The sequence below is a fragment of the Rubripirellula obstinata genome, assembly GCF_001642955.1.
Taxonomy (GTDB): Bacteria; Planctomycetota; Planctomycetia; order Pirellulales; family Pirellulaceae; genus Rubripirellula; species Rubripirellula obstinata.
Window position 1 is genome coordinate 17583 of the sequence record NZ_LWSK01000046.1, and the last position, 25593, is coordinate 43175.

The 25593-nt window shown below is 53.7% G+C and carries 16 protein-coding genes; 11 read left to right on the forward strand and 5 right to left on the reverse strand.

What is annotated here, in order from left to right:
• Positions 1–602: 602 nt before the first annotated feature.
• Complete coding sequence (locus RC85_RS12955; RefSeq protein WP_068263351.1) at positions 603–6737, forward strand: lamin tail domain-containing protein; 6135 nt, start codon at positions 603–605, stop codon at positions 6735–6737.
• A gap of 161 nt (positions 6738–6898) precedes the next feature.
• A complete protein-coding gene (locus RC85_RS12960; protein ID WP_162273207.1) occupies positions 6899–9637 on the forward strand; it encodes an NHL repeat-containing protein in 2739 nt (912 codons plus the stop codon).
• Positions 9638–10473: 836 nt separating this feature from the next.
• Here RC85_RS12960 and RC85_RS12970 read toward each other — a convergent pair.
• From RC85_RS12970 to RC85_RS12990, 5 genes are all read right to left on the reverse strand, one after another.
• Positions 10474–10884, reverse strand: coding sequence for a hypothetical protein (locus RC85_RS12970; RefSeq protein ID WP_157593924.1), 411 nt, complete (start codon positions 10882–10884; stop codon positions 10474–10476).
• A 110-nt stretch (positions 10885–10994) separates the two neighbouring features.
• Positions 10995–12125, reverse strand: a complete 1131-nt coding sequence (locus RC85_RS12975; RefSeq protein ID WP_068263358.1) for a DUF1559 family PulG-like putative transporter — start codon at positions 12123–12125, stop codon at positions 10995–10997.
• Between the two features lies 1 nt (position 12126).
• On the reverse strand, positions 12127–14793 hold the full coding sequence (locus RC85_RS12980; RefSeq protein WP_084422619.1) for a spermine/spermidine synthase domain-containing protein: 2667 nt from the start codon (positions 14791–14793) through the stop codon (positions 12127–12129).
• A 45-nt stretch (positions 14794–14838) separates the two neighbouring features.
• Positions 14839–15612, reverse strand: a complete 774-nt coding sequence (locus RC85_RS12985; protein WP_068263364.1) for a choice-of-anchor M domain-containing protein — start codon at positions 15610–15612, stop codon at positions 14839–14841.
• A gap of 382 nt (positions 15613–15994) precedes the next feature.
• Positions 15995–16744, reverse strand: a complete 750-nt coding sequence (locus RC85_RS12990) for a choice-of-anchor M domain-containing protein (RefSeq protein ID WP_068263367.1) — start codon at positions 16742–16744, stop codon at positions 15995–15997.
• Between the two features lie 557 nt (positions 16745–17301).
• On the opposite strand from RC85_RS12990, the gene RC85_RS28475 reads away from it, so the two are divergent.
• From RC85_RS28475 to RC85_RS13040, 9 genes are all read left to right on the forward strand, one after another.
• Entirely contained in the window at positions 17302–17526 is a 225-nt protein-coding gene (locus tag RC85_RS28475; RefSeq protein WP_238383130.1) for a hypothetical protein, read from the forward strand.
• A 445-nt stretch (positions 17527–17971) separates the two neighbouring features.
• Positions 17972–19009: a 3-deoxy-7-phosphoheptulonate synthase gene (aroF, locus tag RC85_RS13000; RefSeq protein ID WP_068263372.1), complete on the forward strand. Its 1038-nt coding sequence runs from the start codon at positions 17972–17974 to the stop codon at positions 19007–19009.
• Positions 19006–19761, forward strand: a complete 756-nt coding sequence (gene tpiA / locus RC85_RS13005) for a triose-phosphate isomerase (RefSeq protein ID WP_068263375.1) — start codon at positions 19006–19008, stop codon at positions 19759–19761. Before aroF ends, tpiA begins: the two co-directional genes overlap by 4 nt.
• 268 nt (positions 19762–20029) lie before the next feature.
• Positions 20030–20587: a preprotein translocase subunit SecG gene (gene secG, locus RC85_RS13010; RefSeq protein WP_068263378.1), complete on the forward strand. Its 558-nt coding sequence runs from the start codon at positions 20030–20032 to the stop codon at positions 20585–20587.
• A complete protein-coding gene (locus tag RC85_RS13015) occupies positions 20587–21537 on the forward strand; it encodes a YicC/YloC family endoribonuclease (protein WP_235033375.1) in 951 nt (316 codons plus the stop codon). Before secG ends, RC85_RS13015 begins: the two co-directional genes overlap by 1 nt.
• A gap of 8 nt (positions 21538–21545) precedes the next feature.
• The gene (gene gmk, locus RC85_RS13020; RefSeq protein WP_068263381.1) at positions 21546–22148 is read left to right on the forward strand and encodes a guanylate kinase; all 603 of its coding nucleotides are present in this window, start codon (positions 21546–21548) and stop codon (positions 22146–22148) included.
• The gene (locus RC85_RS13025) at positions 22133–22405 is read left to right on the forward strand and encodes a DNA-directed RNA polymerase subunit omega (RefSeq protein WP_068263384.1); all 273 of its coding nucleotides are present in this window, start codon (positions 22133–22135) and stop codon (positions 22403–22405) included. Before gmk ends, RC85_RS13025 begins: the two co-directional genes overlap by 16 nt.
• 682 nt (positions 22406–23087) lie before the next feature.
• On the forward strand, positions 23088–23642 hold the full coding sequence (locus tag RC85_RS13035) for a flavoprotein (RefSeq protein WP_068263386.1): 555 nt from the start codon (positions 23088–23090) through the stop codon (positions 23640–23642).
• A 55-nt stretch (positions 23643–23697) separates the two neighbouring features.
• A complete protein-coding gene (locus RC85_RS13040; RefSeq protein WP_068263387.1) occupies positions 23698–25353 on the forward strand; it encodes a putative manganese-dependent inorganic diphosphatase in 1656 nt (551 codons plus the stop codon).
• The last annotated feature ends 240 nt before the right edge of the window (positions 25354–25593 follow it).

Below are 25593 nucleotides of genomic sequence, written 5' to 3' on the forward strand. Positions count from 1 at the left end.
TTTTTTTCCCGTCGCGGGCTACGAGAGAGAGCTTTGCGGAATCAGATTCGGTGAATCTAATCAGATTCGGTGAACCAAAATGACGCGAAATCCCGACTCCAGGGCATTCGTGGACGTCAATCGACGCCTAACTCACGGTCGCCCTTCGTCCCTTTTGCGAAGGATTTGGGTGTAAAAAACTGCGAGTCCCTAGGAAAGTCCATGGAATTCCCGCAGTAATTGGGATGCGAAGATTAGCGAAACACGGGCGTGGAGGCAAGACACTGTTAAAGACACTGTTAAAGAACACTGTTAAAGACACTGGCAAAGCACCCCGGCAAGACACTGGACTAATCGGTTTTCTGAGCGAGGGATTTTCTATCCAGACAAGATCCCTCGCTTACGCGTTCGGGTTGGCAAACGGGGAACCGTTTCTAACTCAACAAGCTGTTGCGATGCCAGTCGCTAACCACACCGAAGGGCGTTTCCCACCCCCTCTTTGTCGCATCATTAAACCGGGAGTTTATTGCGGATAATGCTATGTGTTTGTCGCGTTAGGTATGCTGCAAGGTGCAACTGCAGGGCACAAACACTCTTTTTCCCGAATCGCGATCTCTTCGTTCATGATCAATGCAACCCGCCGATTCAGTCGTCGAAAGCTATTTTCTGAAACACTGGAAACTCGACGAGTGATGGCGGCGACTCCCATCATTTCCGAATTCCTCGCATCAAATTCGGGTGGCCTGGAAGACGTTGACGGCGATTCGAGCGATTGGATTGAGATCTACAATCCGACCAGTGAGACGTTTAGCCTGGATGGATGGGGCTTAACCGATGACGCCGACGAACCGGACAAGTGGACTTTCCCGGCCGTTGATTTAGAAGCCGGCGAGTCCATCGTCGTTTTTGCTTCGGGAAAAGATCGAGCCGTTGCATCGGAGCAGCTACATACGAACTTCGGCTTGTCTTCAAGCGGTGAATACCTAGCACTCGTTCAGCCCGACCAAACCATCGCTACGGAGTTCGCGCCCGAGTACCCGCCGCAATCAAACAACTTGTCTTATGGATTCGAATTCCAAACCGACACACTGGTCGAACTTGGTGCAACAGCAAGTTACCTGATCCCGAATGCATCCATCGGGAATGCTTGGCAAAGCGTCGGCTTTAACGACAGCGGGTGGAATTCGGGCAACACCGGAATCGGTTTTGGCGTTGCCACGCCTGGCTTTGATGTCCGCTACGTCAAGGCTCAACCGGCAAGCGGATACAACGGGCGGCTCGATAACATCACCGAAGCGGAAACGCTGTTGGCGACACCGGCCTATCAAGCGTCCGTGGCGACGGATCAAGTCAGCGTTATCAACTTTTTAAACACGGGTCTTGGTGGCAACTTTGGTAACGACTTGACGTTTCCTTCGTTGACCATTGGTCAAGACGTCGATCACTTTGCGATCGAGGCAACGTCGATCATCGAAATACCATCGGCCGGCCCTTGGAGTTTTGGCGTCAACAGTGATGATGGATTTCGATTAACGCTTTCCAAAGACGGAGTGGACTATCAATCCGAATGGCCTGGGACACGCGGTGACGAAGATTCGATTGAAACCTTTAACCTGCCAACCGCAGGCGAATACAGCCTGCGGTTAGTCTTTTTCGACGCCGCGTTTGGCGGGTCGGTGGAACTGTTCGCTGCACCAGGCAATCAGCCATCATTCAACAATTCGTTTGAACTGGTAGGCGATGTCGCATCGGGCGGATTGACGTCACTGGCTGGGCTTCCGCTCGACCAACCCGGCCTGGTTCAAACCGACGTGGAATCCACGATGCAGGGTGCGAATGCATCCGCATTCATGCGAATCCCTTTCAACGTCAATGATCGCAATGATATTGACACCGTGTTGTTGAACATGCGGTACGACGATGGATTCGTGGCGTACATCAACGGAGTCGAAGCGGCTCGCAGAAATGCACCAACATCGCTGGCTTTTAATTCCTCAGCAACCGCGGATCGACGGGCCAGCGACGTCCTGTCGCTAGAGCCTATTTCCATTTCCAGCGATTCGCTCGACGCCATCGTGACCGGCGAAAATGTGTTGGCGATTCAGGGGCTAAATTCTGCCGCTGGGGACAGCAGTTTTCTAATTGCACCGGAGTTGATTAGCCAATCAGTTCTTGATTCGTCGCCCACCTTTTTCGCGACGCCTACTCCGGGAACCGCTAACGTGGATCCCGTGCTCGGCTTGGTCGATCGAGTCGAAGTAAGCTTGCCAGCCGGTTTTTATCAATCACCACAAACGGTTGCTCTTTCCACACCGACCCCCGGTGCAACGATCCGCTTTACCACTGATGGGAGTGAACCATCAGCGACTAACGGAACCCTTTACAGTGGTCCGATTCCGATAACCTCGACAACCACGCTGCGAGCGATTGGGACAAAGCAAGACTTCTTTTCGCGACCCAGCGTGACTCGCACTTATCTGTTTCTTGACGATGTCCTGACCCAATCCAACGACGGATCCACCCCAGCGAATTGGCCTACCGATTACGGCAACCGCGCCATGGACTTTGGGATCGATCCGGAAGTCGTCAACATAGAAACAGCGGCGCGGGTCAAAGCCGCTTTGCTGGATCTGCCCACGATCTCATTGACCACCGACCTGGACAACCTGTTCAACCCAAACACCGGCATCTACGCCAACCCGCAGCAAGATGGTCGGGATTGGGAACGGCCTGCGTCGGCCGAATGGATCAACCCGGACGGCAGCGAAGGATTCCAGGTCAATGCGGGGCTGCGAATTCGCGGCGGATTCAGCCGAAATCTCGATAACCCCAAGCACTCGTTCAAACTGTTCTTTCGCGGAGTCTACGGCGACTCGACGCTGGAGTATCCCGTTCATGGCGATCGAGGTGTGTCAGAGTTCGAAAAACTAGATCTACGCAGTCCGCAAAACTACGCATGGAGCAGGGAGGGCAATCCGAGCAACCAATTTGTCACCGAAGCTCTCGCCAGAACGACGCAATTGGAACTTGGTCAACCGTCAACGCGAAGCAAATGGGTTCACTTGTATCTCAACGGCCAATACTGGGGCATGTATCAGACTCAAGAACGGGCCGACGCCAATTTTGCCGAATCCTATTTTGGGGGCGACGCAAACAACTACGACGTGCTCAAACCCGAAGGCGGTTCGGGACTGGCCGTTGAAGCGACCGATGGAAACCGTGACGCATTCGACGAACTGTGGCAGCAAGCTGCCGCTCGCGATGGCAACACCAACTTGCCCGCGTTCGTCGATAACGCAAACTACTTGAAGGCTCAGGGAAAGAACCCCGACGGATCCGACAACCTGAATTATCCAGTGTTGTTGGACGTCGAAAATCTGATCGTTTACATGGTTGATACATTGCGATCAGGCAACCTGGATGCGCCGATTTCCAACTTCCTGGGCAACGAACGCCCCAACAACTTTTTTGCGATACGAGACCGCACCGCACGCGAAGGATTTAAGTACTTTCAGCATGACGCCGAACACGCCTGGCGCGATCCCAACATCGACCGAAACGGCCCCTTCAATTCACCCAACTTCGACAACGATTCGACCTACTTTAACCCGCAGTGGTTGCATCAACAGTTGATGGCCAACGATGAGTATCGGATTGCTTTTGCCGACAAGATTCAAGAAACGTTTTTCAACAATGGACTGCTAACTGTCGAGGCCACTCAAGCGAGAATCGATCAGGCAACGTCCGAAATCGACCTGGCCGTGATCGCTAACTCGGCACGTTGGGGTGATGCACAATCGGGGACACCGCGTTTACGAAGTGATTTTCTAAACGCGATCAACGACCTCCGGAACAGTTTCATTCCAACACGCGTTCCAGTGGCGTTGGAGCAGTTCAAGAACACTGAGCTTAGGTTGAAAGACGGTGCAGGAAATTACACGGTGCAGGTTCCCGCACCACTATTTCCTGACACCGATGCACCCGAATTTTTTGTCGCAGGAACGTCACAACTTGGCGGGGTCGTGGAACCCGGGACCGCAGTCACTCTGGTCGGATCCGAAGGCACGATTCATTACACAACCGACGGCAGCGATCCACGTGACTTTGGTGGCGGCATTAATCCCGCTGCGGCTTCGGTGGCCACTGGAACGACAAACCTAACGCTGATCGAACAAGGATCCGTCTGGAAGTACGACGACACCGGCAGCAATCTTGGGACGACTTGGCGATCGACCGGATTCAATGATTCGCTTTGGCAATCGGGGCCTGCGCCGCTGGGTTACGGGAACGATGGCGAAGTCACGACGGTAGGTTTTGGTGGGGACGCCAACAACAAGCACATTACGACTTATTTCCGAAACCAGTTTACGGTTCCCGCTGGGCAGATCGCTTCGGCGACACTTGACTTGAAGTTTGATGATGGCGTTGCGGTTTACATCAATGGGGTCGAGGTCACTGAAGCGAGACGAAACTTGCCCGCCAACCCGGCTTTTGATCAGTTTGCGACCGGAGTCATCACCGACGCTTCCTTCACCTCGTTTGCAATTCCCAGCAGTTATTTAGTTCCAGGAAACAACACCATCGCGGTGGAAATTCATCAAGTCAGCCGCACCAGCAGCGACATTGGTTTCGACGTTTCATTAGAAGTCGCAACTTTTTCAGATGCAGCGGCTTCGTCAATCAATGTCGATCAAGCGACGCAAATCAAGGCACGTGTTTTGACCAACGACGGAACCTGGTCAGCACTTTCCGATGCGACGTTCGACGTGAACGCGACGGTGCCCGCCGACGCAAGCAATCTTCGATTGACGGAAATTCACTACAACCCGGTTGAAGGAAACAACGCTGAATTCCTTGAGCTTCAAAACATCAGCGACTTCACCATCGACCTTGGCGGCGTGACACTGACCGATGGACCATCGACTGATTTTGTGATCCCGTCAGGTGTTTCACTTGGCCCCGGTAAGTTTGCTTTGATCGTCAGTAACGAAGCAGCTTTCCGCAGTGCCAATTCCACCGACATTGGCGACAAAGTCATCGGACAATGGGCAACGGGTGCGTTATCCAACGGGGGCGAGAACATTCGGTTGGAAGATGCGTCAGGCAACGAAATTGTGGACGTGGATTATGACGATCGTGATCTATGGTCAGTAACGGCGGACGGCAACGGTGCCAGCTTGGAATTGGTGGATCCCGTTAACACGCCAGACAACTTGGCGTCCAAACCGTATTCGTGGCGCGGCAGCGTGACCGTTGGCGGGACGCCGGGTGCCGCACGAGTCGCTCCACAGGGAATCGTGATCAACGAAATCTTGGCACACACGGACTTGCCGCAATTCGATTCAATCGAAGTGTTCAATCCAACCAACACAGCGATCGACATCGGCGGATGGTACCTAAGCGATGACGTGGAAGCACCGCTTAAATACCGAATCCCATTGAACACCAGCATTCCCGCGGGCGGCTACCTTAGCTTTAACGAAACAGACTTTAACACCGGAGCCATCCCGTTCCTGCTTAATTCAGGCGGCGAACAGGCCGTGCTTTCGCAAAGTGACGATGGCATCACCGTCAGTCGCTTTGAAGATGCGATCGAGTTTGCTGCAACCTTCAACGGCCAAAGCCTGGGGCGAATCCCCGGCAACTTGCCGCGTCTAGCTCCGCTGGCTTCCGAATCGATCGGCCGAATCAATGGCGGATTCGCGTGGTCGGATATCACAATCAGCGAAGTTCACTATCACCCAACTGATCCAGACATTACGGGCGTGTCCGATCGAGACCTTGAATTTGTGGAACTGTACAATCCCGGATCGGACGACGTCTTGCTGACCGATTGGCGACTGGCGGTCACCAGTGACACCGACTTGAATTTTGTTTTCGATGGGCAGTCAATTCCAGCGGGCGAAACACTGGTTGCCGTCACCTTTGATCCCGTGATTAACACTGGATTGCGAGACGCGTTTCGCAGTCACTACGGCATCGACCAGAACGTGGTTCTGGTTGGGCCGCTCGGTGACACGCTCAATAACAGCCATGGAATCGTCAAACTGCTGCGCCCCGATACCCCGGGACTTGATGAGACGGAAATCCCCAACGTCCTGTCCGACGAAGTCTTCTACGACGACCAACTACCGTGGGCGATCGCTGCCGATGGCGACGGTCAATCACTCAACCGGATCGCATCAACAACGCTCGGCAATTTCTCCGATAGTTGGACCGGTTCATCACCGACGCCGGGTCAGTATCAAGGCTCAGGAAACATCAGCTCGATCGTTATCAACAACGATCGACAAACACGATCCGAAATCACATCGATCACCGTTTCCTTCGACGGTTCGGTCGATGCAACAGTTGACGACTTTCAAATTACCAATCTTGATACCAACGAAGTTGTCACCGGCGTGCAACTTAACATCGCCGGACAAGTCGCAACGTTAACATTCACCGGCGGCGATTCTGTCGCGGGTGATTTAAGCGATAACAACGAACCAACGTTATCAAACGGAAACTACGAACTAAAATTCAAACGCAGCGGCAGTTTCGCCAGTGTTGCACCGGAACCGATCGACAACTTCTTCCGCAAGTACGGCGACGCTTCAGGCGACGACCTAGTCGGACTCACCGACTTTGCCAATTTCCGCAGCAGTTTCGGCAAAAAAATCAATGAAGACGGTTTCAACAGCAGCCTCGACAGCGACCGCGACGGCCTAGTAAGCCTAACCGACTTCGCAGCCTTCCGCCAAGCATTCGGCAGGTAACGATTGTTGTTTGATTCTGGATGAACCAACAGTAGAATCCGGGGATGTACCGAAAACCGTCAATCCGTTGGCTCACTTGCATCGCACTCATCATAGCTGCGGTTTGTTGGATGGCCGTTGGCGGGTCTGGCGAGTCTACCGCGAAATCGGATGAGACCTTCTTGCCGTTGTTGCCACGTCCACAAGAAGTCGTCTCGCCGCGGGCATTTGTTTCCAGCGACGGTCAGTTTTCGCTTGAGGTTTGGCCGAGTGATCAAAATGGCGTAGGTGGGGCGACGTACAAGCTACGCACTGGAACGGAATCGCTTTGGTCAATGCAACATCCGTTCACGCTTGTGAACGTGTGTCTGACCCAAGCGGGTGAAGCGATTGGCTACGCCTATAGCCACGGGATTCAAGGACGAGTACATGGGGATGGCTACGGGGATTTTCAGGTCGTGATCCTGGATCGTTCAGGAAAGGTCCGTCTAAGAGACCGCGTCGAGCGAACGGGAAGCCGGTTCCTGCATGAACCTCCCAGTCCAATAGCGGATGGGTTGATTGTGCATGAGGAACACGATCATTTCTTTGTGCAACTGTTGGATCCTGACGTCAATCGACGTCAACCGACTTGGTGGTCTTACCAGATTTCGACCGGGACCAAAAATGCTGAAGTACAACCACCGACCATGCGAGATGAGCATTCGTCGCATGGTTTCGTGATTGCCGCTAAACCGATTGCTGGCACGCCGCTGACAATCGTGCATCAATCCCATTCTTGGTCAGGTTACGGCCGCGACGGCAATGACGAATACGGCGCGAGATTCTTTGTTGTCGACCAGAAAGGAAGACTGATTTGGAACAAACTGCTACGTCACGACTATCAAGTCGCCCATACCGATAGCGACGCTAAAATGGACGGTGAAAATGAAAAGATTAACAAGTCAGTAAGAAATCGCATTTTCCAATTCGGAGGTATCCTTCCAGACAAAAAATCGATGGAGTTCGAACTCTACTTTGCACGCGATTCACGGCGGGTCACCTATCGTGTGGAACGATCCGCAGAACAGAACTCCACCACGAACAGTTCGGAACAATTAGCCTGGAACGTCACCGAAGTCGCCAACGAGCCATCGAGTCTGCCGCAAATCGCAACAGCGAAACAGGATCAAGCACTTCGCGAAACGTTGCGAATCGGACAGGATTCACGAATCCAAGTTGCTGTCGTGGCTGCAAATTTTCCGTCATTGAAACCACTGTCATCTATCGAACTGGCGCAGCGCGAGCCAGAGTCACCAATCCATAGCATCTATCATTTCGCGGGCGGTGGACCGGGCCGGCTAGCTTTCATCCGATCAATCCCCGGCGGCCAGAACGTGTTCGTGTTGGTCGGTCTCGATGGCGAGTTGGTGCTGGAATTCAAACTTCCTGAACATCCCGCCGAAGGTCGGTGGCAGACTTGCTGGCTACAAGGAGATACGTTTTTAGTTACCGTCTCGCCGTACGGAGTGGAACAAAAGTCGACCGCATGGGTTTTGGATACTAAGAGTGAATCACTCTCGAAACTAGATGCATTTGATTGCGATTCCATCGATGACCTTGCTCGCCTACCCGATGGTGGTTTTGCAGCCTTGGCAACTGCTCGATATGAATACACGATGGTGTCGGGCCTGCATGGATTTTCCCCTGACGGACGATCGCGTTGGCATATCGAGCAGGACTACTCAAAAGGTCCGCAAGCCTTGTTCAGCCCGGAAGCGATCACGCTGACATCATCGGGCGAAGTCGCTGTTCTGGACAACATTCGAGATTCGCTGCAGTACTTTTCGCCCCAGGGTCAGTTTCTTAGATCCGTCGATTTGAAAGAAGCATGGGGCCGCGAGCCGAACTACCCAACCGACCTGGCAACAACACCCGATGGGTTAGTCGTTTACGATTTCGACGCTGCCAAACCGTATGTGCGAGTGGATTCCGAAGGTAAGCAACAGTCCTGGTTTCAACCACGTCAGGCTGATGGACGAGTCGTTGACTGTGCTGATTTCGAGACGGATTCGAGGGGTTTTGTTTGGGTGACGGATCGGCATGCACTGCTACGTTTAGACTCCCAAGGCGTCGTGGATCGAATCATCGGTGCCCAGCCTGATCCGAATCAACTTCGCAATGTCGCGATGTTAGAAATCGATCGTTTGGGCAAGCGATATGTTGTCGATCAGCAATCTGCGACCATCCACGTTATGAACGCGGACTGGCAACTTCAGCACCGATGCGTGGTGTCCCCTGACGACTTTCGTGGCGAGTTGTTTCAGCCGCTGTTGACCGTTACCGACGACGGAGACGTATCAGTGTGCGTATCAACAGTTGGACGCAGAGGGCACTTCGTTCGCTTTTCAAAAACAGGTGAACCTATAGTCGTCCCGCCATCGCAGGAATGGAAGGGAAGACCTGGGCCAGGTACCCGCACGCGAATCATCGAAGACTATGACTCGTTGTTCTGGATCGAAACTGACGACTCTGGCAAGCGAACCAAACAAAAAATCACAGCCCGTCCCGATGGTCACTGGTTCGAACGAATCATCGATGTGCGTTTTGACGATGACGGATGTTTCGCTGTGTTGGCTGAAAGCGATTCGCTGAAGGAATGCTCGATCAACTTATTTGACGCGTCAGCGAATCCGCAAAAGGTGATTGTGTTACCGAAAGAGGTTGGTGACTCCCCCAAATTTGACTATCGAGAAAAATACCTCGCCGTGATCGGAAATAGCATTCTGCTTTGGATGGATCTTGACGGCCGCATGATCGCCAGAAATGAACTGCAACCTGACAGAACAAAGCTGCCGTCCCCCAAAATCGTGCCCGGAAAGCACGAACTAATCCTGTCGCCAGGGCGTGGAACAAGCTTGGTACGCTTTGAATTGCCATAAAAAAACTCTGAGCCTCGATCGATCGAGGCTCAAACATACAGAGGGCCGCATGATCCGGGGGCGTGATCCGAACCTAAACTTAAACTCAAACTCAAACTCAAACTCAAACTCAAACTCAAACTCAAACTTAAACTGAAACTTAAACTTAAACTCAAACTTAACATACAGAGGGCGGCGTGATCCGGCCGCGTGATCCGGGGGCGGAGCACAACGCCGTGAAGGGTTTCTAAATTGTTTAACCGCGTGGGCATCACCCCGCGCGCCGTGAGGCCAGCACGACGCGCGGGGCGATGCCTGGCCTGATAAAAATCATTGCAACGCAGCAAATTGCTTCGGCTAACTGTTAAACGAAACGTGACGACTATTTAAATAAATCAACAAGCCGCCAAGAGTTTCGGCAACTCGACAAACCGAAAGTCTTGGCGACTTTCGCTACCAATTTTCCCGCCAATAATCGTTCAGACGTTTCCAAGCCGGACGTTCTCTTACGCGTCCAGTGGCTCTCGGTGGTCAATGTGCCGCGGGAATCGATTTCGGGCGCAAGTCTCTTGTCAAATCGTCTGCCACCATTTCTTCGAGCACGCATTTCCGGTGTGACAAAAGACTTTGCTGCAGCGAATCGTCCCAAGGGGTTTCGATGATCGTTTGGGTCGCTGGCAGATCGAGATTGGTTTTAACAGCGGCCCAGTTTAACGAGCCAATGCGAAGCCATGGACCGTTGGGGACATTGATTTGCGTGAGAAACGCTAAGAAAATGCCAAGAAATCGGACACGTCTGGCGAGCGGCCAACGCTTGTGAATTGGCAACAAATGATAACATTCAGCGAGAATGCTGATTATCGAGAGAAATCTAAGCCGTCCATCGTGACGATTGAATGAATCTCTATCGCAGTCAACCAACCGCTGTCGGTCGGTGCTTCGCGATAACAGACTTGCAGTTCTTTTATTTCGCCAGTGTGCGACGCGCCCTTTGTTTGGGCGAACGCTTTGACATCGTCAGGAGAAACCTGGCAAGCTGCCATCAAGTTTGCGAGCGCGGACGTGGGAAACGGCGTTCCTTTGGGGCGAATCGGTGGCTTTGATCGGCGCTGTGACGTCCGGCCGTATTGCCAAGGTAGCGGTAATGGTTCGGTGCTGGCGATGATCCATACGGAACAGGTTCCTGAGGACAAAGTGTCGTCGGCGGTTCCCGAGGATTCTTGGCCTCCGATCAGCGCAGCATCACCCGGAATCGAAATCGAAAGCATGCTCTCGAGTTGCTGGAGCGAAGGTGGTTCAGGTTTGCCCCGGCCGCAGCTCGGCAGTGCGAGCAGGATCAGGGCGAGCGAGATTTTCCGAATCATGGGCTGCAATAAAGCTACTGATTCCCTTGGATATTTTCGGCACCGTTGATGCTACCGAGCGACCACCAAAGTGGCAAATCAATGGAATCCGATCGAAAGCTAACACTTCCGTCAGCCATCAATACATGCACGCCGCCGGTGTGATAGCTTCCGGGCGTGACGATATTGTTTCCGTCATCTTCACCGCCATAGAGGTGACAGTTTCGTTTGCCGATCGGCATGACGTGCATGTAGGTGTTTGCAGCAAAAGTCCATCCGCTGATCCAAGCATGTCCATGCTTTTCTGCATAGCTGGGATCACTCTGCGTTACCGATCCGCAATAATTCACCCAATTGTCGAGTGCCCGTGAAGTACCTGAACCACCACAAAAAGACTGCATGTTTTCATCAATACTGTCAGGCACGTAGGAGCCGCCAAATGGACTCTCTACGACGGGAGCCACACTGATCTTCCGTTCCGAACTTGCTGCTGTATTGGACAAGCCATCAGTGATGTCCCGGAACTTAACGTTGGGAACGTGCCAAGGATCGACGATCGAGGGATTGTACAAACCGAAAACACCGTTCTGTCGAGCAAGCGGATGGGTGTCACCTGGCCAGTGGGAGTCCTTCGGCCATCCGACATTGGCTGCGTAGCTGCCGGGAGCCAACTGTTCCCCATCTTCGTGTAATTGGACAACTGCCGCTGGATCCGAGGGACACAAGTAAGTTTGAACGAGCGTTCTTGCGGCTACCGCGTTGGGATGACTCGGTGCAATGTCGTAATTCAGGTACTCGCCACTGAAGGTGAAATTGCAATGGTTGGACAGTGACTGCTCGAAGTCAATCTGGTCGTACAGACTGCTTTCTTCGACAAATGGCAACAGCATGGAAAGCCAACTGTAGAATCCGTGCCCGCACGTGCCGCCTTGTGAATCGGGTCCGGTCGTGGTGGTTGGAATCGAGCGGTGTGCCGAATGGTAGTTGTGCAATCCTAGTCCGACCTGCTTCATGTTATTGAGGCATTGGGTTCGTCGCGCCGCCTCTCGCGCCGCTTGGACAGCGGGCAATAAAAGCGCAACCAGAATACCAATGATCGCTATCACGACCAGTAATTCGATCAGCGTGAAGCCGATTCGGGAATCGCGTCGATTGGAGGAGTCCATGTCAGTTGTCCTTGGGGATGTCGTTTGAATGATTGTATTTTTTTGAAACGTTTAGGCGTTTGTCCAACGCATCGGACTGTTCGGAATCGCTAAACCGAGGGACGATTTTGGGGCCAGGCCAGCGCTGCCTATCGGACCTGTCGTCGTCGGCAAAGCAGCTTGGTAATGATTGCGAAACTCGCCGAGCGATTGAGTCAGTCAGTTTGTGTTTGTTTTGTTTCGCATAGTCCAGCTCCAACAGGCCAGTCGCTAGCGTCATCAGTTCGGACTTTTCCGGGAAATCTTGGTTCGGTTCCTTCGCGGACTCCTTGGCACGCGAGCGGCAAAAACGGATCCAGTTCGCAGCGTTAAAGTACTTTTTTCCAGGGTCGGGTGAAAGCCTTACTGTCGCTGCGGAATACTCCAGCGATGGATCGCTCAGCGAGACCAACCGAGATTGGTTCTGCTGGGACTTCCACTGACCTAAGTATAGCAATCCAACGCCTGAACGATGTCGCAATAACGGGTCGCTGATGCTGTTGGACTCACGGAATTGGTCACATCGATTACGCACTCGATTCCAATCCAACCATTCCGATCGCTTACTTCCCACCAACGCCACCATCGGTGCACCGACACGAAAGTGATTCATGAACAGGTGAGTTTCTGGGAAAACGCTGGCGAATGTCTCCGCAATCCGGCGGAAATGCTCCGGTGTTAATTGGTACATCGGAAGCCATTGGCAAAAAATGCCATCAGACTTCAACGCTTCCCTGACCGACGAAAAGTGCTCGATGCTATACAGACGCGATGTCCCCGGGGACCAGGGAAGAAACAGATCCCCAGTGATGACATCAAAACGATCCGGCAGCGAAGCGAAGTAAGTTCTACCGTCGCCGATCACCACCGAAGCTGATTGATTTGAAAAAATGTCGTGGTTGAAATCTTGAAAGTAACGTTCGGCCGCACGGGCAACCGATGCAGATATCTCAATCGCTTTGACTTCGTTGACTGACGGAATCGCCAAAGCCGCACCGGGCGTGATGCCGGTGGCCAGCCCGATGCAACCGACGCTGGACGGATTTTTGTGCAGCACGATTGGCAGCAACACTTGACGCTCTTGATCAAAACGGACTGCGGTTCCACCAAGCACGTATTGATTGTCGACCAGGATCGACCGGCCACCGTCACGAGTTTCCATCACTGCAACCGTCCCTTCGCGGCCCGATTGGATATCAATCGCTTCGATGCCCGGCGGTGGATTGACGACTGGCAGGAAGGAATTGATCAGCCCCATGGTCAAAACAACCATCGCCGACATCGAAGCCAGCACCCGACTGCCATACCTGGACTGCGACGGTTTACTGAACAGAGAGATCGTAATGGCGGCCAGAACAAACCCCAAACCGATCGCGGCTAGTGCGCCATAAACGCCTAGTCGGGGCAGCAAAACTCGATAAGTAAGTTCCGCGCCCAGTAATCCACCCAAACCATTAACCGCCAGCAGCAACCCGAGCCGTTGGCCAGCCTGCTTGGGTGAGCAGTCGCGACCGGCGACCGCGACGGCTAGCGGAAAGATCAATCCGGAAACCAGCCACGCGGGACCGATCGACAACAATGCCAGCAAGCCGAGCTTGATGAAGAACTGCGTGGCACCCCCGTTATCAGCAAACCAGTTGGATCGCTCGGCGATGCCCATGAAAATTTGCGGAGCCAGCACGACAAGGATTCCGCAAGCAACCAGAATCAGGACGGTCGTTCGCTCCTTTGACTTCGAGACAAATGTTGACTCAAAGCGGGCGAAAATCGCGGCGGAGGTCCCCAACGAAGTGATCGCGCAAAACAGAACCGCTGCCGGTGAAAACAGTGAGATCGTTGCCACCAACTGAAACATTTGGAACGCAGCAACCTCCAGCGACAATACCGCCATGCCAGAAAAGAACGCCAAGCCAATCTGCTGGCTTAGCGGATTTGGCGTTGGCGCAGCTTCCTTGTCTTTTGATTCGCTTCTCAGTGTTTTTTCTTGGCCGTCTGTCACGTTTGCGGAAGCTCTGGCGACAAACAGCAACGCGACACCAACCGCGCCGTCGATGGCGCCTGCAAGTAACATCGAGGCAAAATTACCCAGTTGTGGTAGAGCCACCATCACCGTCAGCAGCACACCGCATGCGCCACCCAAGGTATTGATGGCATAAAGGGTGATGCCGGATCGACCCAAACCGCCACTGCCCAATCGCAACACACCAGCAACGATCAATGGGAACGAAAGTCCCATCAATGCCGACGGCGGAAATACAAACCCCAGCGTCAACAGCGACTTGATGACGCCTTCGCTATTGCCCAGCGAAGATTGCGAGCCGATGAGCGGCCAAATCCATTCTGTTAATTCAGAAAGGAAGATCACCGGCAGCACCAGCAATGGAATGCATAGCTGCACCAAACCAGCCAATCGAAGCGGGTTTTTCGTGCGGCCAACCAAAAGTGCCGCGACGGCAGAACCGATCGACAACCCCAGAAAGAATGTTCCAAACACTCGTGCCGATGACTCGGCGCTTGCGCCCAGTAAATCGACCAGCCTTCGGGTCCAAAGCAGTTGATGCCCCAGCGCCGCCATCCCACTTAGGAAGACCAGAAGCCCGAAAAGAATTCCGGACTTCCGTTCACCAAGAGCTAGAGGGAATTGGGGCATACAACAATTTTCCAATGGCGAGAAGTCACTTTTGACTTCGCAAGATCAGTGCAGAACAACCGTTTGCGGCTTGCGTCGGCGGCGCGCGTACCAGCCCAATGCACCAAACGAAATGAGCGCGAGACTGCTCGGTTCGGGAATAGCAGTTAAGTCGCCAACAACAAACCTGAATGTTGTGGGATCGCTTTCGACTAAGTTTCCGTTCTGAAAACCGCTGGCTGTCAGTTGGATGTCGTAAACGCCTTCCTGAGTAAAACCGAACTGGTAATGGTCGTGACCGGTCAATCCGACGTTCAGCATGTTGTCATTCGGCGGCTGTCCAGGAACAACCGCAGTCTGCCAGAAAACGTCCAATGCACCATTGTTGACCTGCCACAGAGCAAAATTTCCTGGACCATCGACATCAGTCATGCTGAGCGTGAGGGACGCAAAACCGGACGACCCAAAGTTGTGACTAGCAATTCCCAAAAACGGTACGCCGGCATCTTGGCTTCGAGGCAACATCCAAAGAGGCTGGTTGCTTTCCAAACCCAGGAAGCCCAAAGGAACCGAAAAGTTCGTCATTGTTGAGCTTGGGACACGCACAAAGTAATCGCTCGTATCAGCTTCAAAGACGCTCGTTTGCACGACGTCGTCCAAAACCGCGCCCTCACCGAATTCAAAAACTAAATCAATGTCGCTTCCGCTTCGGTAAGCGACACGAATATCAGCGTGTCCTGCAGAGTATTCGGTAAGCGCTGCCTCGGCGTTGTTCAACGATAGTGCGATCACTGCCGAGACGCAGTAGATCAAAGCTGCTTTTGTAATGAGATGATTCATCTCAACCTCCTGAAGGAGTTTCAATAAAGGATGTAAGGAAAGGAAATGAATTGTCCTGAAATAATTTCCACGTTTGGAAATATCTTTCGCAGCAGCGCCGCCATGCTGACACTGTGAAGCAATTCTAAATTGTTAAACCGCGTGGGCATCGCCCCGCGCGTCTTGCGGTGCGAAACTCGTGGGGCGATGCCCACGCGGCTTAACGGTTTGGCATCATGTTTTACTGGAAACAAAACCGGGAAGATGTAACGTGACAAATCCTACAGTTGTGATTAGTAACGAAGTCGGGAGAACGAAGTCGGGGGGCGGGGCATTCGTCGTGACGTCAAACAACGCCCCCCGATCCTTCCTAAGTTTTCAATCAAATTCGTATCTGAAAGACTTAGGATCGACGCCTTCTTGCCAGACCAGCGAAAGCCCCCAGCGATGCCAACATTGCAAAGCTGGTCGGTTCAGGAATCGCGGTGGCACTACCCACAGCAAACCTGAACGTCTCTGTGTCGGTTGCGGTACCGCCTCCGGCGAGATTTCCAGACGCCGTCAGCTCAATCTCATAAACACCTTCCTGCGTGAAGCCGAAGTTGGCGTGACCGTGCTCTCCAACCATCAAGCTGAATGTATCAGCAGAAATCGTCCCACCGTTGGTTTGCATGAACACCGTTTCGTCTCCGGGCACAGACCCTTCACGCCACAACGCAAAATCTCCGGGACCGTTGAAGTCCGTCAGCGTCAGCGTAATGTCTGAGGTGAAATCACTGGCTTCCAGTTCCTCGGCGGCAAGGCCAACAAAGGGAAGACCCAAATCCTCGGCTCCAGTCATTGAGCCGTTGGAATTGGACTCAGGGAGAACCCAGTAGTTTTGTCCACCAAGAGAGTTCGTTCGAAAAGCGTTGTCTGCTACGCGAATGTAGGCTTGATTGGGTTCAAGTTCTAAATCACTGCCCGGATCACTACCGTTCACACCGTCTTCAAAGTGATAGTGAAGTTCGAGTTCGTTTCCACCTTCGTAGCCGATTCCAATGTCACCGTGTTCCTCGAACCACTCAGTGACCGCAGCCGAAGCGTTGCTGGCAAGCAGGCTTAGAGCTGCAAAGCAGCAGAGGTGAATTGATTTTGTAAACAGGTTTCTCATGTTTTTCTCCAATAGAAGTTAAATTCAAAGTGTTGTTGGCGACGTTTGTTTGGGGGCGTCGCCGATCATGGAAGTCCATCACAACGGTTACTTACCGCGTGTGGTAATCATGCCTCCGGTGCAGAGACCAGGAACAACCCTGGGACTCACGATCCATCGGCGTGGTTTGTTGGTGTTGAAACTCTTTCCCGCAAAGCAAGGCCCAGGAATAGCCCGCTCACCTCGATTGCTTCACAAGCAGTAGCTTCACAAGCATTCGTGGAACGAAGCAGCATCCATCAAATGGGCGCAACAGATCTACGGAGAGAGTTCAGTCGCATTCAGGGCCTACGAATAATGCGCAGCAGTCCTCTGACTCTCGATCTAAACAAGATCTAGAAGCAGTCCGCCGGTGGACCCCGAGAAAATGGGATCGAGAAGGGCGTTGATTTGGCGGAAACGGCGTGAACGACCTGCGCGAAATCAACCAACAGCATGCTTGGTCGAACGGTTTCAAACCGCCAAGCGACGCCATTGGATGTTGCCAAGTACTGGCAAAGCGAACATGAGCCCGAACCATGATCATCGTGCGAATGCTGCGATTGGGTTTCGGTGACCGCAACACGCTTGGTCAATTCGCGTTCGCTTGTCGCACCGTGTGCATCGGGACAATGGCAACAAGCACGGTTCGCTTGAACGAAACCTTTGTCCACACCAATTTGCGTTGCGGAGTCGCATCCAGATTCACATCCATTGACATGCAACCACGCGGGAGCACGGCCAATGAAGGCCGCCCCACATAGAAGAATGACGACAGTTGCGCGGGCTACTGGGAACATCGGATGCGTTTTAGGGACAATTCAGTGATGGCTTGGGGAAAGAACCAAGCAGCTTGGGGCAAGTTTCACTGCAGTCAAAAGTTCCCCAAGTTGAGTCGGACTATAGCGAAAATGCGGCTTAATGCAACCCAATTGCAATTACGGCGGGTCTTTGGACGCTAAGGAGACGTTAGACACTGTTTAAGGAAATGTTCTTCGCCGTATGGGAGTGAGAGCGGGTGACATTGGGCATTGTGGATTGGGAAATCGGGCAGTTATTTCGGGACAGCCGATTAGCGTGCCTGCACCCGCCTCCATGCCCCCATGACTGGTCCGCTGTTGGCCTCGACGATTCCCAGCCTTGGCTGCTACATTACCGGGCTACCATTTTCCCCTCCTAGAATGCTGCTTAGCGCTTGGCCGCCCTGCCGTGATTTTAATCCTTAAAAACAAAGCTACCGACGGGCAGATCGACCATGTTCTGGCTCGTGTGGAAGAGCTAGGGTTGCAGCATCACCTTAGCCGCGGAACTCACCGAACGATCGTCGGGATCATCGGTGACGAAGACAAGCTCCGCGAAGAACCTTTGCGAGCTATTTCCGGGGTCGCTGAAGTCATTCCTGTGCTACCTCCCTTCAAGCTCGCCTCCATCGACGCTCATCCTGATCCCAGCGTGATTGACGTTTCAGGCGTCAAAATTGGTGGCGGTAACTTGGGAATGATCGCGGGCCCGTGCAGCGTCGAAGAGCCCGACCGCATGTTCCGCATCGCTGAATCGGTTGCCGAGTCGGGAGCGAACCTGTTTCGCGGCGGAGCTTACAAGCCTCGCACCAGTCCCTACGCGTTTCAAGGCACCGGCGAAGATGGTTTGAAACTGTTGCGTGAAGTTGGCGATAAGTTTTCGATGCCGGTTGTCACCGAAGTCACCGACCCCAGGCTGGTTGAATTGGTTGCCGGTTACGCCGACATGCTGCAAGTCGGTGCTCGCAATATGCAGAACTTTGCACTGTTGACCGAAGTCGGGAAAACCAAGCGACCGGTTTTGCTGAAACGTGGAATGAGCGCCACGATTACTGATTTGTTGATGTGTGCTGAATACATTTTGTCGCAAGGCAACCCGAATGTCGTGTTGTGCGAACGAGGCATCAAGAGTTTTGATCCGTCCACGCGAAACCTGTTTGACGTTGCCGCGGTGCCGATGGTTCATAGCCTGTCGCACCTACCCATCATCGTTGATCCGTCGCACGCGACTGGCCGACCTGATTTGATTCCCGCTTGTGCATTGGCGGGCATTGCCGCTGGTGCGGACGGCGTCCATGTCGAAGTCCACGACTGTCCCGAAGTCGCCAAGAGCGATGGACCGCAAGCATTGTTACCTGAACAGTATGCCGAACTGGCTGGCCAAATGAGAAAGATGGCAGAGCTGCTTGGCAAGCAAATATCCCCCTTACCGGAGACACTGGTTTGACCCGTCGAATTTTGATTGCTGGAAACTGGAAGATGAACACCCGCAGCGCCAGCGCTGTTGAACTCGCCAAGGCTGTCGTGGCCAAGGTTGGTGAAAATCCTAAGGTCGATGTCGCGCTTTGCCCGCCGTCGGTTTACCTAGCCGCTGTTGCGGACGTCGTCGCGGGAACACCCGTCGGTCTGGGTTCGCAAAACGTCTACGCCGCCGACGATGGTGCGTACACCGGCGAAGTCAACGCATCGATGTTGACCGATGTCGGATGTCGCTACGTCATTTTGGGCCACAGCGAACGCCGCGCGATCCTGGGCGAAACCGATGCCATGATCAGCGAGAAATTGCACGCCGCACTGGCCGGTAACTTGGTGCCGATTGTCTGCGTCGGTGAAACGCTGGAAGACCGTGAAGCTGGCAACACTGAAAAGGTCGTTGAAACGCAAATCCGCGGATCGCTTGCGGGGCTGGATGAAGTCCGAGCCGCTGGGATCGTGATCGCTTACGAACCGGTTTGGGCAATCGGAACTGGCAAGACAGCGTCGCCGGAGCAGGCCGAAGAAGTTCACGCGTTCCTGCGTAAGTTGCTGGGCGAGATCTTTTCGGCCGATGTCGCTGACCAAATCGTCATTCAGTATGGCGGCAGCGTCAAACCTGGCAATGCCAAGGAATTGCTGGGCCAACCGAATATCGACGGAGCACTCGTTGGTGGTGCCGCACTGAAGGCAGAAGATTTTATAGGAATCATCGAACCTGCTTAGGGCTTGGCCTTTGCAGTAGTAGCCTGTCTATGAAAACGATAAACCAATCGCAATGGTGAGCCGCTGACCGTAAGGCCTCGGGCTTGCTCGGTTTGCCCGGCCGCTTACGCGTCGCGGCTCACTTTGACATTTACATACCGACGCCCCCAAGGGCAACAGTGTATGCCCGGCCGCTTACGCGTCGCGGCTCACTTTAATCGACAAACCGAACACTGGCCGGTGGGAACCGGCTCTACAATTTCCAACTACCCTCACACGCAAAATAACTATGTCAATCGTTTTACTTGGTTCGCTCTCGGGCATGTTGCTCGGATGGCTGATGGGATTTTTGTCCCTGTTCTTGATCCTGTTGATTCTTGTCCAACGCGGTAAAGGCGGCGGGCTCAGCGGTGCTCTTGGCGGTCCCGGCGGACAGAGTGCGTTTGGCAGTAAAGCCGGCGACACGTTCACCGTCATCACGGTCGTCGTCGCAAGCATCTGGGGATTCACTTGTGCGTTCACGATGTGGTTGCTCGGGACGCATGCACCCACCACCGCGATCACGGATTCAGCAATGTCGGCTGGCCCCAGCGAAGATGATGCAGCCGCAGACAGCGGATTGATCGTTCCACCGATGGACGGTGGCGAAGCCGGTTCGATCAGCGACGGCATCGGACTTAGCGGGATCGGGGATGCCGAATCCAGCGAAGGTTCAGAAGCTGCAGTGGAAGAAGGTGCAATGGAATCGTCCGACGCTGAAGAGGTTGAACTGACGCCTGCTGACAGTGAGTCTGCGGACACGGAAGAAGCTAACACCAACGCACCCGAAACTGAAGCAAAACCTTAGTGTCTCTTTCGACTTGCGATGGTGTTCGCAGCATGACCGGCCAAGGTCATGCGAGCGACGAAGGGACACTCGGTACAATCCGAGTCGAAGTCCGAACGGTCAACAATCGCGGACTCAAATGCAATCTACGGCTCAGCGATTCGCTCTCAGCGATGGAGGGCAAAGTCGATGCGTTGGTGCGATCCTTGATTTCTCGCGGCAGTGTTTCTCTTTCAGTTTCCTATCGCCAACCGGCGGGGCTTAGCATTCCGCCAATCAATGTGGATGTTCTGACTGCCTACGCCAACAAGCTAGCGGAAGTCAAAGCGGGCGTTGTCGGCGACGCTGTTGTTTCGATCGACTTGGCATCTTTGATGACATTGCCCGGCGTCATTTCGTCGGACCGCGGCGAACGAAGTGAAGACGAAGGTTTGTGGCAGTTCGTTCGTGGCGCGATCGATGCAGCGATGAGCAACTTGGATCAGATGCGGCAAACCGAAGGCAGCAACATGGCGACCAGCCTGCGATCCGATGCGGCCGTGATCGCTGAAAGATTGGAACAGATTCGCGAGCTGGCCCCCGGCGCGGCCGATCATTATCGCAATCGCTTGGAATCCAAAATCCAGCGAATTTTGACCGAGCGAGAGATCGAATCGCAGCCGATTGATCTGTTGCGGGAAGTCCAGATTTACGCCGACCGGGTCGATATCAGCGAAGAGATCACGCGGCTGGAAAGTCATTTGCAGATGTTTGACAGCGTGATTGCGGGCGAAGCCGAACAGAATGGCAACGCCAAATCCGGCGGGCGTCCTGAACCGATGGGGCGGAAACTTGACTTTGTGATTCAGGAAATGTTTCGCGAAACCAACACGATCGGAAGTAAGGCTTCCGATTCATCCATCTCGGCTCATGTGGTCGAAATCAAGTGTGCGATCGAACGGATGCGAGAACTCGTGCAGAATCTAGAGTAAGATCTGGCATGGCAAGTGAATCGAAGGGACGTTTGATCATTGTTTCCGGCCCCAGTGGAGCCGGAAAGAGCACTGTGTTGCGCGAGCTGCGGAGCCGCTGCGAATTGCCGCTGGCGGTCAGCGTTTCAGCGACCACGCGTCAGCCCAGGCCCGGGGAAATCGACAAAGTTGACTATTTCTTTTTGTCTCCCCAGGAATTCGAGCAGCGAAGGAAAGACGGCGAATTCCTGGAATGCAAAGAGGTTTTTGGACGCGGGCACTGGTACGGAACCCTTCGCGATCAGGTCGCCACTGGCCTAAATCAAGGCAAGTGGGTTATTTTGGAGATCGATGTGCAGGGGGCGATGACGATTCTGGATAACGATCTGTTCAACCCTGTTACCTTGTTCCTGCATCCCGGCAGCATGGAAGAACTCGAAAACCGGCTCCGATCCAGGGGCACCGAAGACGAAGCCGCCATCACCGCCCGGCTGGAAACCGCGGGCCGCGAAATGGCGTTCATGCATCATTATCAATACGAAATCATCAATGGCGACGTTGACATTGCTGTCACCGAAATCTGCGAAATCTTGAAAGAGAAAAAGGGAAAACAATCATGCTCGAAGAGCTAAAAGAAGAAGAAATCGTCAACAAAGTCGGTGGCCGTTTCAAACTCAGCACGCTGATCCAAAAACGCCTGGTCCAACTCAACCAAGGCAGCCGTGCGTTGGTCAGTGTTGATACTCACGACAAAATGTCGATCGTGTTGCAAGAAATTGTGCAGGACAAGATCGTTCTGAACATGGAAAACGAAGTCGAAACCGTTCCCGATTTGGACGCAGCGATGGCCGCCGCGGAAGGTCCAGAATTGGATCCGTCGGATCTGTAAGCGACCAGGCAGATTTTGGTTTGCCTAGCTGGACAGCGTGAGGGTCGGAGGACGCGGCATTCATTGACGCCGCATTAATGACGGCACTTTAGGCCCGGAGGGCCGGCAGCTCCCTGCCGGGTGCGCGAGCACCCGGATGACTGCCGTCCACATCATTATCCTTGCTCGGTTTCGCGGCTATGCCGCGAAACCGAGCAAGGAAAATGGGAAATTCAGTGCCGCCATCCGTGGATTTACATCCCCGGCAGAGAGCTTCCGTCCCGCCGGGACTATTCACGAACGTTCCGATCGTGGAGCGATCAAGGACTATTTGCATTGAACCTTTCGACGTCCCTCAACAAAAGTGGCGACAGGAAAAGTGGCCTCAGTAAAAGTGGCGACATCAATCCGGCAGTAACTAATGCGACGTCCGGAGGGAGATTGAAGTAAAGTGTTGGCGAAACAGCACTTCCATCCTGCACGACCTTCCCTGCAAAAGAGTCGGATCCAACGCCACGCCGTGAAGGGTTTTGGTCCCGGAAAATACGTGTCAGTTCGTTTAGCCGCGTGGGCATCGCCCCGCGCGTTACATTCCTTGTGGACGCGCGGGGCGATGCCCACGCGGTTAAACGGTTTAGAAACCCTTCACGGCGCTGGATCCAACGCCACGTAGCAGCCTTCCCAACTTGTCGGATTTCTACCCATGAGCAAAACCCAACCGATTGTTTTGCTTGCCATTGGCGGCGGGATCGCTGCGTATAAATCCGCGATGCTGTGCAGCCAACTGTCACAAGACGGCATCACGGTTCGTGTTGCGATGACGCGATCGGCGACCGAGTTCATTGGCCCGCCAACGCTTGCCGCACTTTCGGGGCGTCCGGTTGCGATCGATTCGTTTGACCCTCGCTATCCCTTGGGGGCTCACATCGAACTGGCCAAGGACGCTGATCTGATGGTCGTTGCCCCAGCGACCGCTGGCGTGATGGCAAAATTCGCTTGCGGCATCGCCGATGACTTGGTTTCGACGCTGTATTTGCAAGTCGCTTGCCCGGTGATGCTCGCACCGGCAATGAGCGACCCGATGTGGAGCAAGCCATCGACTCAGCGAAACGTCGGGCAACTTCGAGAAGATGGTTGTCAGATCATCGGCCCTGAATCAGGATGGCTGTCGTGCCGGGTTCGCGGCGAAGGTCGAATGAGTGAACCTGATAGCATTGCCAAAGCGATCAGGAAGGTAATCGACGGAAAAGTTGCCTGACAGCGATGGTCAAATTGAACTTTAAATCTCGAAGCAAACGGTATCAAAAAAACGAATGAGCGTTTTTGTATTTGGCCATCGCAATCCCGACACGGACGCGATTTGCAGCGCACTGGCCTACGCTGATTTCTTGCGACGCACGACACGCCCGGACGCCGTTGCGGCATGTTGTGGCACGCCGAATGAACGTACCGAATTTGCACTCAAACGCGCCGGCGTACAACCGCCTCGCATCATCATGGACATTCGTCCTGAACTCGAAGACGTCTGCAATCGTGCTGCGGTGACGGCCAGCCGTGACGATGTGTTCTATGACGTTTACCAGCGGATGCACGAACACGAAATTCGTTCGATCCCTGTGCTCGATGAAGAGGGCTGCGTCACCGGCATTGTCACGCTCTTGGATCTGCTTGAATTGATGTTGCAGGGCGGCGTCGATCCCAAACGTTCGCGTGAAGTCCGAACATCGCTCAGCAAGGTCAATTCGGTGGTCGATGGACGATTCCAGCATGCAGTCGATCCCGATCGAACCGATGATTTTATCTTGACCGTCGGTGCCATGAGTGCCACTGGGTTCACCGAACGCATGCAAGCTTTCCCGGCCGATCGATTGTTGGTTGTCAGCGGCAACCGGCCCACAATTCAGTTGCCCGCGCTTGAAATGGGTGTGCGAGGTTTAGTCGTGACCGGTGGCTACGCACTTTCCAGCGGGTTGATGCAATTAGCCGAAGCGCGAGGCGTCTCGGTGATCAGCAGCCCGTTTGATACCGCGACGACGACGATGCGGATCAAGGCGGCGCAGCGAATTGAATCGATCATTGAAGACGACTTTCTTTCGCTATCAGCGAAGCTGCCCGTGGCGGCCGCCCGGGCTCAAGTTTTTCGATCCAACCAAACTGTTTTTCCTGTGGTCGATAGTCGAAAGTTGGTTGGGGTTCTTAGCAAGAGCGACTTGGTCAATCCACCGAAACCTGAATTGGTTTTGGTCGACCACAACGAACTTTCCCAAGCCGTGATTGGTGCCGAAGATTGCGAGATCATCGAAGTGCTGGACCATCACCGATTAGGCGGTTCACTAAAATCAAGCCATCCAATCATTTTCCAAATGGAACCCGTTGGATCGACTTGCACGTTGGTGGCTAGAAAGTTCAAACAAGCCGGTATCGATCCATCGCCGGGGATCGCGTTGTGCATGGCGTCTGGCATGATCAGCGACACGCTGTTTCTACGCTCACCGACGACGACCGATGTTGACCGCGAAATACTGGAATGGTTGGAAGGCTTTTGTGATTGTAGCCTGGAAGAGTACGCACATGAGTTCTTCCGAGTCGGTTCGGCGCTTCGCAATTGCACGCCCGAACAAGTTGTGCGTGAAGACTGCAAAGAGTTCGAGGAGAACGGAATCCGTTTTTCCATTTCTCAAATCGAAGAAATTGGTTTCGACCGATTCTGGGATCGGCAAGACGAGCTGACCGCAGCACTGGAAGGCCTGTGCCGAGAACACAGTCTTGGCTTTTCAGCTCTATTGGTCACCGACATTTCCAGCAACGGAAGTTTGTTGCTGATGAGCAGCGAACCCGATGGCTGGGAAGAGATCAATTATCCTCAACTGGAGGAGAAACTGTACGAACTCGAGCAGGTCGTCAGTCGCAAAAAACAATTGCTGCCGCTGATCATTAGCTTGCTAGACGCGTCCCCAGCAACAACGTAGCCGCCTGTCTTTGAGGCGGTGCAATGCAGTGTTTTCGTCCATTTCACCTCTCCCGCCCCGCGGGTGGCCTGATGAAAATCATTGCGACGCAGCAAATTGGGCAAGCTGCACCATGGCCGACAACACGAATTGGAACAACGGCACATTCCCTGATCGCCAGCACGTAGGCCGTAGCGAGCCATAGCGAGTTACGGCAATTCGCGCAACGCCGTAACTCGCTATGGCTCGCTACGGCCTACT

Excerpts from the sequence above, each read along its gene's own strand:
- RC85_RS12955 (WP_068263351.1), top strand. The coding sequence starts at position 603 with ATGATCAATGCAACCCGCCGATTCAGTCGTCGAAAGCTATTTTCTGAA.
- RC85_RS12970 (WP_157593924.1), bottom strand. The coding sequence starts at position 10,884 with ATGCTTTCGATTTCGATTCCGGGTGATGCTGCGCTGATCGGAGGCCAA.
- RC85_RS12975 (WP_068263358.1), bottom strand. The coding sequence starts at position 12,125 with ATGGACTCCTCCAATCGACGCGATTCCCGAATCGGCTTCACGCTGATC.
- RC85_RS12980 (WP_084422619.1), bottom strand. The coding sequence starts at position 14,793 with ATGCCCCAATTCCCTCTAGCTCTTGGTGAACGGAAGTCCGGAATTCTT.
- RC85_RS12985 (WP_068263364.1), bottom strand. The coding sequence starts at position 15,612 with ATGAATCATCTCATTACAAAAGCAGCTTTGATCTACTGCGTCTCGGCA.
- RC85_RS12990 (WP_068263367.1), bottom strand. The coding sequence starts at position 16,744 with ATGAGAAACCTGTTTACAAAATCAATTCACCTCTGCTGCTTTGCAGCT.
- RC85_RS28475 (WP_238383130.1), top strand. The coding sequence starts at position 17,302 with ATGATCATCGTGCGAATGCTGCGATTGGGTTTCGGTGACCGCAACACG.
- secG (WP_068263378.1), top strand. The coding sequence starts at position 20,030 with ATGTCAATCGTTTTACTTGGTTCGCTCTCGGGCATGTTGCTCGGATGG.
- gmk (WP_068263381.1), top strand. The coding sequence starts at position 21,546 with ATGGCAAGTGAATCGAAGGGACGTTTGATCATTGTTTCCGGCCCCAGT.
- RC85_RS13025 (WP_068263384.1), top strand. The coding sequence starts at position 22,133 with ATGCTCGAAGAGCTAAAAGAAGAAGAAATCGTCAACAAAGTCGGTGGC.
- RC85_RS13035 (WP_068263386.1), top strand. The coding sequence starts at position 23,088 with ATGAGCAAAACCCAACCGATTGTTTTGCTTGCCATTGGCGGCGGGATC.
- RC85_RS13040 (WP_068263387.1), top strand. The coding sequence starts at position 23,698 with ATGAGCGTTTTTGTATTTGGCCATCGCAATCCCGACACGGACGCGATT.